This window comes from Lactococcus fujiensis JCM 16395 (assembly GCF_002441655.1).
GTDB classification, from domain to species: domain Bacteria; phylum Bacillota; class Bacilli; order Lactobacillales; family Streptococcaceae; genus Lactococcus; species Lactococcus fujiensis.
Genome location: NZ_JXJU01000011.1, coordinates 35,189 through 48,617, shown reverse-complemented (window position 1 = coordinate 48,617; position 13,429 = coordinate 35,189). Strand labels below are relative to the sequence as shown.

The 13,429-nt window shown below is 32.8% G+C and carries 7 protein-coding genes; 6 read left to right on the top strand and 1 reads right to left on the bottom strand.

The window, feature by feature from the left end; translation table 11 throughout:
- Nucleotides 1-83 precede the first annotated feature (83 nt).
- Nucleotides 84-497 (bottom strand): competence protein, encoded by a 414-nt coding sequence (locus RT41_RS08430; RefSeq protein WP_096818897.1) that lies wholly within the window; start codon nucleotides 495-497, stop codon nucleotides 84-86.
- Nucleotides 498-1,089: 592 nt separating this feature from the next.
- Between RT41_RS08430 and dnaA the strand changes: the two genes are divergently transcribed.
- The 6 genes from dnaA (at nucleotide 1,090) to ychF (ending at nucleotide 12,930) form a co-directional block, all read left to right on the top strand.
- On the top strand, nucleotides 1,090-2,460 hold the full coding sequence (gene dnaA, locus RT41_RS08425; RefSeq protein WP_096818894.1) for a chromosomal replication initiator protein DnaA: 1,371 nt from the start codon (nucleotides 1,090-1,092) through the stop codon (nucleotides 2,458-2,460).
- 151 nt (nucleotides 2,461-2,611) lie between these two features.
- Nucleotides 2,612-3,754, top strand: coding sequence for a DNA polymerase III subunit beta (dnaN, locus tag RT41_RS08420; protein ID WP_054639719.1), 1,143 nt, complete (start codon nucleotides 2,612-2,614; stop codon nucleotides 3,752-3,754).
- Nucleotides 3,755-3,827: 73 nt separating this feature from the next.
- Nucleotides 3,828-7,112 (top strand): ATP-dependent nuclease subunit B, encoded by a 3,285-nt coding sequence (rexB, locus tag RT41_RS08415; protein ID WP_096818891.1) that lies wholly within the window; start codon nucleotides 3,828-3,830, stop codon nucleotides 7,110-7,112.
- Between the two features lie 3 nt (nucleotides 7,113-7,115).
- On the top strand, nucleotides 7,116-10,748 hold the full coding sequence (gene addA / locus RT41_RS08410) for a helicase-exonuclease AddAB subunit AddA (RefSeq protein ID WP_096818889.1): 3,633 nt from the start codon (nucleotides 7,116-7,118) through the stop codon (nucleotides 10,746-10,748).
- Between the two features lie 13 nt (nucleotides 10,749-10,761).
- Nucleotides 10,762-10,965 (top strand): DUF951 domain-containing protein, encoded by a 204-nt coding sequence (locus RT41_RS08405; RefSeq protein WP_096818887.1) that lies wholly within the window; start codon nucleotides 10,762-10,764, stop codon nucleotides 10,963-10,965.
- A gap of 849 nt (nucleotides 10,966-11,814) precedes the next feature.
- Nucleotides 11,815-12,930 carry a redox-regulated ATPase YchF gene (gene ychF / locus RT41_RS08400; protein WP_054639718.1) on the top strand — a complete coding sequence of 372 codons (1,116 nt, stop codon included), beginning with the start codon at nucleotides 11,815-11,817 and terminating at the stop codon, nucleotides 12,928-12,930.
- The last annotated feature ends 499 nt before the right edge of the window (nucleotides 12,931-13,429 follow it).

The following is a 13,429-nucleotide window of genomic DNA, read 5'->3' as shown; positions in this document are numbered from 1 at the left end:
CTTTGATTACTGCGCTTTTCAGCAATTTTCTCAAACGAAAAAAGCTCCTATTTATTTTTTTAGGAGCTTTTATATGAGAATATTCAATCACCATCAAATAAAATTTGTTTGATTCGTTCCTTCAGTCTGTATTTTTCCATCCTTGTCACATCCTCACCTCTTAGATGTCGTTTCAGTAGTTTCCGGTATGAAGGTGTTAATTTTGTTATTACTTCCTTTACAAGACTGTCATAGACTATTATGTCTTCGGGGTTTGAGTTACTGGAATTAATTTGATTTTCAGATTCGTAAACATCAATACTCTCTGCATTATCCCAGATTCTTTTTTGCGCCTGTGATTTTCTAATCACGTCTATTAGCTTTTGTCGATATTTGACTTTAAAGTGAATGTATAGTTGTGACTCCTTACATCCTGAATTTAATATTTCATTTAATGTAATTAGACCCTCTTGATGATAATCCTCTGTAGTCCAAAAATTGATTTTTAATGTTCTCATAGATTTTGAAACGATCGGTTTCAATTTGTCATATATGTCGATTAATTCTTCGATTCGAAATCCCTCACTTATTAGTAATTATCTTAAAATATTTTTGTGTTTATTGACTTTGTTTTTAAGGTATATTTCAAGGCGGTTCAAAGTGAATATATTTCATAGCAGTTCCTCCTTCTAAATTAGATAATCTGAAAAACAGGATTGATTTTAAGATATTTAATAGTAGAAAACGAAGAATTAATGTCCTAATTTAATTATACAAGAATTTCCAACTATATTGAAATGATATACGTTTTTCATTATTAAGTTTCCACTACTTATTAACACTATATTAAATTTAAATTTTTGCGTTTTTTAATTTTCCATATCATTTTCAACAGAAATTACATTTATTTGACTGCTGTGGATAAGTCTGAAAACGTCTGCTGTTTCTATCTTTATGATAGTATCATATTTTTGGTTATCCACGTTATCCACATTTTTAGGTTATTTTATTCACATTTGTGGATAATTAATTTTCTTATTAAAAAGTTGTGGAAAAATATTTTTTATAATGATATAATGAGTTATCAACAATCAAGAATAAAGGAGTATTATGCCTCTCCTAAAAGAAAACCACGAATTTTGGACTAGGGTTAAAGAGTTGGCACAAAAAAATATTAAGTCAGGAGCTTATGAATATTTTATTGATCCAGCTCAATTATTAAGTATTGAGAATGATACAGCTAATATTTTAGTTGAATCAAGCTTTCATAAAGATTATTGGAGAAAACAGTCGGACTTGATTAGTACGGCCGGTTTTGAGGTTTTTGGAAAACCGATTTCTTATGCTTTATTTTCTAAGGATGAGTTATCGTCGCATGAACTTGAAGCCTTATCAGATGAGTTTCAGGAAGAAAAAACCTCATCCAAGATAAGTGAGCAAGCCACTCCTATTTTGACAGGTTTGAATGGAAAATATACATTTGAAAATTTTGTTCAAGGACCTGGAAACAGGTGGACGCTTGCAGCAGCTGTTGCAGTTGCCGATAAACCAGGTGATACCTATAATCCTCTTTTTATCTATGGTGGAGCAGGACTTGGTAAGACACATTTAATGCATGCGATTGGTAATGAAATTCTAACTGATAACCCCACTGCTAAGGTCAAATATGTTTCTTCAGAAAATTTCGTTAATGACTATGTCAATGCGACACGAAAGAATCAGATGGAAAGTTTTGAGCATACATACCGTAATTTGGATTTATTATTGCTCGATGATGTCCAGTTCTTTAGTGATAAAGAGGGGACAAAAACTGAGTTTTTCAATACTTTTAATACATTATATGAAAAAGGCGCCCAAATAGTATTGACTTCTGACCGTATTCCGCAGGAATTAAATAACCTGGAAGAACGTCTTGTAAGTCGATTCTCATGGGGATTGACTACTGATATTACAGCGCCAGACTATGAAACTCGTATGGCTATTCTATTAATAAAATCTGAAGCAAGTAATCTGGATTTTCCAAGTGAAACACTGAGTTATATTGCAGGTCAAATTGATTCAAATGTCCGTGAGCTTGAAGGCGCATTAAATCGTGTTGAATTTGTAGCAAATGCAAATAATGTCACGCGCGTAGATATTGAAACTGCAAGTCAAGCTTTACGATCTTTGAAAAGCCAGGCTAACCAGTCCCTATCAAATCTTACTGTTAAACGAATTCAAGACGAAGTTGCCAAATACTATCACATTTCTCTTTCTGATTTAATTGGACCAAAGCGTCCTAAAGAAATTGCTTTTCCTAGGCAAATTGCAATGTATTTGGTTAGGGAATTGCTTGGAACTAGCCTTCCAGCTATTGGGAATGCATTTGGAGGCCGTGACCATACAACTGTTATGTATGCCTACAAACAAATTTCGGATAAGATGAAAACAGAAATTGATGTCCAAAAAGATATTGATAACATCAAGCGAAAATTTTTATGATGTGGATAAGTTTCAACTTATTCCCAGGTTTATTAAAAAGTTATCCACAATGACTCAGTGATGATATGACTGTATCTTTGATGTTATCCACATACTCACTGGACCTATTACTACTACTAAATATATTTATATTAAATAAATAAGGAGTCTCATGATTAAATTTACCATTAACAAATCAGCATTCCAAAATGCATTAAGAATTACAAAACAAGCAATAGGATCTAAAGTAGCCATTCCAGCTTTGACTAAATTAAAAATTGTAGTCGCTACTGAAGGAATCACACTTGTCGGATCGAATGGTCAGATTTCAATTGAAAACTTTATTCCTGCCGACAATAAAGATGCTAATATGGTTATCGAAGGAACTGGTTCAATTTTGTTAGAGGCTTCTTTCTTCGAAAGTGTTGTTAGTCAATTACCAGAGGTTGTTTTAGAATTTACTGAAGATGACCAAAAACAAGTGGTTTTACATTCAGGAAAATCTGAAATTACATTAAAAGGTCTAGATGCTGAAGTTTATCCTCGAATTCAAGCCATTTCAAAAGATACATCTTTGAAAATTAAAGTGGGACATTTGAAATCTTTATTCAGTGAAACTGTTTTTGCTGTAAGTAATCAGGAGAACCGTCCTATCTTTACAGGTGTCCATTTGCAAGTCATTAATGACAATGAATTAAAAGCCGTCGCAACTGATTCTCATCGCATGAGCCAACGCATTTTGGCACTTGATGAATCAAATTTGTCATTTGATGTAATCCTTCCAAGCAAATCAATTAATTCTTTCAAAAATGTTTTTACAAATGATGAGGAAGAAATTGAAATTTTCATCAACAATAGTCAAATGTTGTTCAAAAATGAAACAATTAGCTACTATAGCCGCTTGATTGAGGGAAATTATCCTGATACTAATCGTTTGATTCCTAAAGAATCGGATTATAGTTTAGATTTGGTATTTGATGTTGCAGAGTTACGTCATTCGATGGAACGTGCACGTTTATTGACTACTCAAACAGCGAATGGTACTGTTAAATTAACTGTTTCAGGTGACTCAGTTATTACAACAGCAAATTCACCTGAAGTTGGTTCTGTACATGAAGAAATTTCAACTCTTGAAAAAAATGGTTCTGATTTGGCAATTAGTTTCAACCCTGAATATTTAATTGATGCTTTGAAAGTTATCAAATCGCCTGAAGTACGTATTCGTTTCATTTCAAATGTGCGTCCATTTACTTTACAACCTAAAAATGATGAAACAAGTTTTATTCAATTAATTACGCCTGTTCGTACAAACTAATGTTAATGGATATGGTTATTTAGATTAAGAAAATTTGATATAATAGACTTAACGAAAGTTGGGTTTATTTTTTATGGAAATTTTATATACCGACATTACACAGGATTTGACTGCAAGTTTGCTTGAAATAGCTGAGCAAGAAGTGGCAAAAAAGAAGAAAGTCTATTATATTGTTCCTTCTTCGATGTCTTTTGAAAAGGAGAAGGAAATATTAGAGCGGATCAACAATGGAGCTGATGCCGCCGTTTTTGATTTGATTGTTACGAGATTTAAGCAAATTCCATATTATTTTGATAAAAAGGAAATTCTTAGAGATCAAATTGAACTCAGTCCTGCTGGAATGACAATGCTTTTTAGAAAAGTATTGAAATCATTCAAAAAAGATGAAATTCCTCTTTATTTTGGTTTACAGAACGCATCTAGTTTTTTTGATTTACTCGTCAATTTACGAAATGAATTAGAAAAAAGTAATCTTGTCATTGATGACCTTCCTGATAATGAAAAAAATCGCGAATTAAAACTTATTTTTAATCAATTTGAAGAAGAATTGGCACTACATTTTGCAAATTTTTCAGATTTTAATGAATTTATCGAAAGAGGGATTGCACACGAATTCGATTCAGATTTAGAAAATACAGTATTTATAGTCGATGGCTATAGTCGCTTTAGTGCGGAAGAAGAAAAATTTATTTCTTGCTTTAATTCAAAAGTAGAGCGTTTTATTATTGGGACTTTTGCTGAACAAACTAACATTCAAGATGAGGATTCGGTTTATGCTAATGCTTTGGAAATGATGAATCGATTTTCATCAAAATATGCTGCAAAAAGAAATCAACTTGATAAAAAAGGTGTAAATAAAGTTTACAATAAGTTGACGGAACTTGTAAAACAAGATCAATCATATGTTCTAAGTGATAATCCAATTGTCATCACTGACAGTGAAAAGGATACTTTCGAAATTTGGGAAGCTGTAAACCAAACAGCTGAAATTGAAGGACTGGCAAAAGAAATCAGAAGAAAAATTTCAGAAGGTGCTCGATTTAAGGAATTTACAATTTTATTAGGTGATCCACAGCAATATGAAATTTCAATGAAAGAAATCTTTGAATTGTATGAGATTCCTTTCTTCTTTGCTGCTGAAGAAAAAATGAGTCACCATCCATTAATTGTTTTCATGGAAAGTTTGTATGCTATTAAATCAAATAATTATCGACCAGATGATGTTGTTAATTTAATCAAGTGTCAACTTTATTTTCAATCTGAAATTAGCCAAAATCAAATTGATCATTTTGAATATTTTGTTCATCAGAATAAGATTCAAGGCAAGAAGAAATTTAATAGTCCTTTTGAGGAAACAGAGGATGCAAAATTCCTAGAAATTGAAAATTTACGTCAACGTTTACTTGGGGAAAACTCTCCTTTAGACGATTTTCTTTCAAATAATCATGCTGTTAGTGGAAAAACATGGGTTACAAAATTTCAAAAATTCATGGAAGATGGACGAATAATTGATGAATTGAATCAACTTTATCAGGACTCGGAAATGTCAAATGATCATCAAATGGCGTCAAAACATGAACAAGTCTGGGCCCTTTTTATGTCTGTTTTGAAAGAATTTTTGGGTGTTTTTGCTGATACGAAAATGAAAATTGTTGACTTTCTTGATATTATCTTGGCTGGACTTAAAAATGCCAATTATCGTCAGATTCCAGCAAATGTGGACGTAGTTAATATCAAAGATTACGAACTTGTTGGGCCTAGGACAAATAAATATGTCTATGCAATTGGACTAAGTCAAACGAACTTTCCACGAAATAAAATCAATTCGACTCTCTTATCCGATGATGAACGTGCTGAAATTAATCAAACGAGTAGTGATAATCAGTATATTGAGCAATTGAATGTTGTAAATTATCAAAAAGCGACGTCAACTGTTCTTTCGTTGATGAACGCAGCTACAGAGAAATTGGTTCTTTCCGTCCCTAAAATCGTTGACAATGTTCAAGACGACATTTCTCCAATCATTCAACTATTGATTAATCATTCTGAGCCAGAAATTAAGAGAGTAATTCGGCCAAGTAATGCAGAAGAGTCAATTGAACACATTGGAAATGCCCGTGCAGTTATTGCGACAATTGGAAAGATTGAACGGGAAATTAATGAAAATAATACTGAAAATCAACCCAATAAAGTATTTTGGTCAAGTATTTTTAGACTTCTAACTAAAAATAATCATGATTTTCAACGGTTACTAATTGATCTAGATCAGGATATTGAACCAGTCAATCTGTCAGCAGCGACAATTGCCCAGCTTTACAACAAAAATATATATGCTTCTGTTTCTGCTTTTGAACGCTTCTATAATTGTGAATTCCAATATTTCATCGAAAATACTCTGAAACTTGAGATTTTTGAAGATATTGATATTAATTCTAAAGTTGTAGGAAATTTTTTCCATAAAGTATTTGAAACCCTTCTTGCTCAGCCACAATTAAACAGTGATAATTTTGATGCAACATTGAAGGCGGTCATTACTGATATCAATTCCGAGTATGGACGCTATATTAAACGGGATGCCACTTCACGCTTTAAATGGCAAAATCTCGAGGAAATCATTTTGCAAACAGCAATGATGATTAAGCGAAATGTAGTCTCACCACGGCTTCATACTAAAATGACTGAGAGTAGTTTTGGTATGGATTCCAGTGTATTAGGTGATTTTGTCGTCGATGACATTCATTTACGTGGACGAATTGACAGGATTGATGAGATTGAAAATCATAGCCTAGGTGCTATTGATTATAAATCAAGCTTACATCAATTTAAACTACAAGATGCCTACGATGGCACTAGTTTACAGTTTTTGACTTATTTGGATGTCTTAAATAATGCATTTAGCGACCAAAATATTTGGGGAGCACTTTATTTACAATTTCAAAATAATACGATTGATTTGTCTAAAATAGCCCAATTGTCAGATGTTTCAAAATTACTCGATAAGACAATGAATTACAATGGTCTGATTTTGTCAGAAAGTCTACCTGAAATTAAGAAGATTGACGAAATAACAGTAAGTTCAACTAATATTTATGACAATGATGAATTTAATGCGTTGCTCAAGATTAATGAGCAACATTTCAAAAAAGCAGGGAAACGACTTCGACAGGGAAAAATATCTATTAATCCAGTGATGAAGAGAAGTGAAGGAATTAATGCTTCAGGTAATGTTAAAGGCTGTAGCTTCTGTCCTCTCAAGTCAATTTGTCGATTTGAAGCTAATGTCCACATGAATGAATATGCGCGTGAAATAGGTCTTAAAACAAGCGCAGAAATTAAATCAGAATTGAAGGAACAATAAACCATGGCTGAGTTAAAATTAACACCAGAGCAAACAGAGGCAATTTTTAGTACAGGTCAAAATATTCTTGTATCAGCAAGTGCCGGTTCAGGAAAAACTTTTGTCATGGCTAATCGGATCGTTGAAAAAGTAAGACAAGGAATTGATATAGATTGTTTATTTATTTCTACCTTTACAAAAAAAGCAGCGGCAGAATTAAAAATTCGTCTTGAACGTGATTTGAAAAATGCTCGTAATTCAACAAATGAACCAGATGAAAAAAGAAGGTTTACACTTGCTTTACAAAAACTGTCAAACGCTGACATCGGCACAATGGACAGCTTTACGCAAAAATTAGTTCGACAACACTTTAATCGAATTAATATTGATCCAAATTTTAGAATTCTCGCTGATAAAGCAGAAAGTGACTTAATTAAACAAGATATTTTTGACCAACTCGTTGAAGAATATCTAGCAAATGATAAAGTCAATACTGACGGTTTGAGCAGTTCAGAGTTTAAAAAGTTGATTAAAAATTTTTCTAAAGACCGAAATATCACAGGCTTTCAAGAGATGGTTTACAGTGTTTACAACTTTATGACAGCAACGGAAAATCCATTAGGATGGCTTAATAATGAATATTTGACAGGCTTTAAGAAGTTTCAAAAATTTAATGATACTCCTCAATCAAATCCATTCGATGTCCTTCAGAATTGGAATGAACTATTTGAACTCCTCGAAACATCATTGACAAATGGAGTCCTCTCGGGTGCTGGAAGTGTGAACAACGCAAATGCTATATTGGATAGCAAAGATGAAATAATATCAACACTAACAAATCGAGATTTTTCAGCTTACAAAACATTATTTTTACAACTAAAAATTGATTTTCGATTTGGAAAAAAATCCTCCGATGAAATTTTACAAGCACAACGTGAAGAATTTAAAGGAATAAAGTCAGAATTAGTGGGCACAAAATCGAGTCCAGGTGCAATTTGGCAATTCTATGATCAGATTAAACACACTGACATTATTGAAAAATATCAACCATATGCATTCGAAATTGTTATTTCACTCCAAAAATTCATGAAAACCTTTTATGAAAAATATCTTGATAGAAAAATTCAAGAGAATGCTTTTGACTATTCAGATATTGCCCATTTTGCCATTCAAATTTTAGAAGAAAACCCAGATATTAGAGCTGATTTACAAGCTCATTATCATGAAATCATGATTGATGAGTATCAAGACACCAGTCATACTCAAGAAAGAATGTTAATTCTTCTTTCAAACGGTCATAATCTATTTATGGTTGGGGATATTAAACAATCAATTTACGGATTTAGATTAGCAGATCCAGGTTTATTTTTGGAAAAATATAAAACTTATGATGATGAAGAGAATCCAAATCAATTAATTCGACTGAAGGAAAATTTTCGTTCAAGAGGCGAGGTTTTAAACTTCACTAATGATGTTTTCAAACACCTTATGAATGAAGAAATTGGAGAAATGACTTATGGAAAAGAAGAAAAATTAATTCAAGGAAATACAACGGATTATCCAGTAGAAATTGACACTAATTTTTATCCAGAACTTCTTCTTTATGATGAAACTCAGAACGAAGGCGAGGGTGAGGAGGAAGTTGAAGATGAAACTCAAGTTCAAATCTCTAATGGTGAAATTAAGGTTGCTGCGCAACGCATTCAACAACTCATACAATCTGGCGTGGCACCTAAAGAAATTGCAATTCTTGTACGTTCTAAATCTTACAACAACAAAATTGAAAATATCTTAAATTCTTATGGCATACCAGTTGTTTTAGATGAGGGGCGAGTTGACTTCTTAAAATCGATGGAAGTACTTGTAATGCTTGATGTTTTAAGAGCAATTGACAATCCTCTTTACGATATTTCAATTGTTTCCATGCTTCGTTCACCTTTGTTCAAATTTAATGAAGATGAATTAACACGAATAAGTTTACAAGCAGGTAATGACACAAGGTATTGGGAAAAAATTAATTTAAGTCTTTCAGAACAAGGATTAAAACAAGAATTAATTGGTCAAGAATTAAAAAGCAAACTTGAAAAATTCAATCACAAGTTTACAGGTTGGCGTAAACTTGTAAATAAAATTTCAATTCACGAGTTGCTTTGGAAAATCTATGTTGAAACCTATTATTTTGATTATGTAGGTGCCCTTCCAAATGGTGAAATGAGACAGGCGAATTTGCAAGCTCTATCAGTTCGTGCTGAATCATATGAAAGTTCCGGGTTTAAAGGACTCTTTAAGTTCATTCGACTCATTGATAAATTTATGGAGCAAAATAATGATTTGGCTGCTGTTAATATTAAGCTTCCACAAAATGCAGTTCGGGTAATGACTTTTCACAAGTCAAAAGGATTAGAATTTGATTATGTTTTTCTGATGAATTTACAAAGCCGTTTTAATGAACGTGATTTGAGAGAAAATGGCATTATGACACGTGAAAATGGAATCGGAATTAGGTATGTTGCCGATTTAAAAAATGAGCCAGAAGTGTCGACTGATTTTCCATATGTGTTGGTTAAGATGGAAACATTTCCTTACCTTGTGAATCAAGAAAAGAAAAAAAGAGCGAATCTTTCAGAAGAAATGCGTGTCCTGTACGTAGCTTTTACTCGTGCAAAGAAAAAACTTTTTATGATTGGAAAAATCAAAGATTCTAAGGATAAGTCATTTTTTGACCAGTACAATGATTCTGTACTAGTACAAAATATATTAACTGATAAATATAGAGCAAATGCAAGTGGTTTTCAAAATTGGATTCTTGCTCTAAGCAATGCTACCAAGCTTTCAATGAATTTGCATATTTATTCAAAAAAAGATTTAGAGTTTGCAGATAACGATTTTCATGAGCCACTTGTCTTTAAAAATCTATTGAAATCATCTGAAGAATACGATGGACTGATGGAATCATCTGATCAAATTCAAAAGGCATATTCAATTATGAATTACCAATATCCAAATCAAGCAGCAACTGAACTATCAAGCATTCAAACACCTAGCCAAGTGAAAAAACGTTCCTATGAGAAAAAATTGGAACTTGGTGATGTACAACCTGTCGGAGAGTACATTAGAGCTAAAAAATTCACTTTTTCTGACCTCAAACCTCAAAAAGTTAGTGCTACAGAAATTGGCTCAGCGACTCACAGTTTGATGCAATTAGCTGATTTTTCTCAGCCGAATAAAGAAAAATTCGAACAGATATTAAATTCGATGCCTGTTGATGAATTAATCAAAAAACAAATTAATATCACTAAAATATTAACTCTATTTGAGACCGAATTTGGTCAGTTTTTGATTGACAATGTTGAAAATACGGTTAAAGAAGCTCCGTTTTCGATGCTAAAAACAGATTCAATAGCAAATGAGCAGTATATTGTTCGAGGAATATGTGATGGATATGTTAAAATAGATAAAAAAATTGTTTTATTCGATTATAAGACTGACCATTTCTCACGAACTAACCAAATCAATGAAATCAAAGAACGCTACCAAGTTCAGATGGATTTATATGCGGAGGCATTGCTTGATGCTTTTAAGAATGTAAACAAAGTTGACAAGTATTTGATTTTATTGGGTGGTCCTGGAAAAGTCAAAGTTGAAAAATTGAATTGATAGGGGGAGAAGGATGGCTGAATACCAACTTGGCTCAATTGTTGAAATGAAGAAACCACATGCTTGTACAATCAAATCAACTGGAAAAAAGGCAAATCGTTGGGAAATTACTCGTCTTGGAGCAGATATAAAAATCCGCTGCACAAATTGTAACCATGAGGTAATGATGGGGCGGTTTGATTTTAATAAAAAGTTACAAAAAGTTTTAGAGAATTAAAAAGTCCAGATAGCTGGATTTTTTTGTTTTTAGTGATAGATTGATTTCATATTGTATTTTAGAGAGTTGACAGTCCATTGTAAACTTAATTTAATTCCCCATAGAATAAAAGGAATGAGTAAAAAACCAACGAGAAACATTAAAAGCATACCGAAAATTTGGTACCAAATAAGTCCATTGGACAAAGTTCTACCAAAAAAATAGGATTGCTTTGATTTGATTGAAAAATATTTCGTATAAAACCACAAATGGTATGGAAAGTAAAGCTATCTCAGCCATGATAACACTAATCAAAAAAGATAAAATTATCATGACTATTGGTATGCCCAAAAAGCTATTAAATACAATAACACCAATGAGTGTAAAGGGATAAAAAAATTTATATTTTGAGGGACTTCTATTCCTGTACTAATTGTGTTCAATTCGCCTGATAAAATTGAGCTAGTTTGATCAGGGGATATATTGGGGATTGTCTTTTCCTGTTCTCGTCGAGGAATTGCTTGTCTTGTGTGAGTAAAATAGGTTGACACTGGATAAACTACTTATCCTTTGCAGATATATCGGTTAAGTGTGCCTGATCTATTTCTCATCTTGATACAATTTGTCCTGTAACAAATAATTTTTCCGAGCCCTCTTCTTGTGTTAGGTTGACAGTTTGTCGGGAAATTTTTAGTTTTCTCAAAAAGTATGTTCATCTTTGTTAATTCCCTCTCTCATTTTATAAATTTTATTTTAGCTAAAATATTAGTAAAAACAAGCAACAAACCTGTTACAACGAAGGTTTCTTTGTCTTTTTTACTGATTTACGATATAATTGAGAAAGATAATTTTACAAAGGAAAAAATAATAATGTCATTAACAGCAGGTATCGTCGGACTTCCTAACGTCGGCAAATCAACTTTATTTAATGCAATTACAAGGGCAGGTGCTGAAGCAGCCAACTATCCATTCGCTACAATTGATCCAAACGTTGGGATGGTTGAGGTACCGGATGCACGTTTGGATTCAATTGCTAAAATTTATAATCCTAAAAAAATAGTACCTACAACATTTGAATTTACCGATATTGCTGGTATTGTTAAAGGGGCATCACGAGGCGAAGGTCTTGGAAATAAATTTTTGGCCAATATCCGTGAAGTAGACGCAATTATCCATGTCGTTCGTGCCTTTGATGATGAAAATGTTATGCGTGAAGCAGGTCGTGAAAGTAATTTTGTTGACCCAATGGATGATATTGACACCATTAATTTAGAGTTAATTTTGGCAGATTTAGAATCTGTAAATAAACGATATACGAGAGTAGAAAAAGTTGCGCGGACAGTTAAAGACAAGGACGCCATCGCAGAATTTAATGTTTTGAAAAAAATTAAACCTGTCCTTGAGGATGGAAAATCTGCTCGTACGATTGAATTTGATGAAGACGAAAAGAAAGTTGTGAAGGGGTTATTCCTTTTGACAACTAAACCAGTTCTCTATGTTGCCAATGTCTCTGAAGATGAAGTCGGTGATGCTGACAACATTGAATATGTGAAACAAATTCGTGACTTTGCGGCAACAGAAAAAGCAGAAGTCGCTGTCATTTCCGCTCGTATTGAAGAAGAAATTGCAGAATTAGATGATGATGAGAAAAAAGAATTCTTGGAGTCAATTGGACTTGAAGAGTCGGGTGTTGATTTATTGACACGTGCAGCTTATCATTTACTCGGATTAGCAACATTCTTTACAGCAGGTGAAAAAGAAGTTCGTGCTTGGACATTTAAACAAGGTATGAAAGCTCCACAAATGGCTGGTGTTATCCATTCAGATTTTGAACGTGGTTTTATTCGGGCGGTCACGATGTCCTACGATGACTTAATGAAATATGGTTCAGAAAAAGCCGTTCGAGAAGCTGGGCGTCTTCGTGAAGAAGGAAAAGACTATGTGGGAAAAGATGGAGACATGATGGAATTCCGTTTTAATGTCTAAATTTAGAAGGTATTAAACAAAAAGTGTAAATTTTACACTTTTTTTGTTTCACGTGAAATCGAAAAACATAAATTTGAAAGGTAGTTTAAGCATCTGTACAAAGTAAAATCTGTCAGTTCTGAAAAAAAGAGAAGTTGGGTTTACAGCAAGTTTACAGCTGCCTGTTTACTAACAGTAAACAGGCATGAAAAAGGTTTTATTGATCGGCTGTTTTCAATGGTATTTTTCCTAACTCCTGAGACTTAAAAGAAGGATGGAAGCAACCTCATCAGACTTAGTTCTAAGCTAATTATCTCCAACAGGATTATATGGTACAGACTTGTAGCATCAATTTTTTAAACAATGACTGCAATAAAAAGGCTCAGTTTTTCAATTAGTTATTTTAGAGAGCTTCAAAAATAAAGAAAAAATTTATTGATAAAGTTGTAAGTTATTCAATATGATGGATAAATATTATGTTTAAATTTAATAATATTTTTTTAACCGAAAGATGAGCATG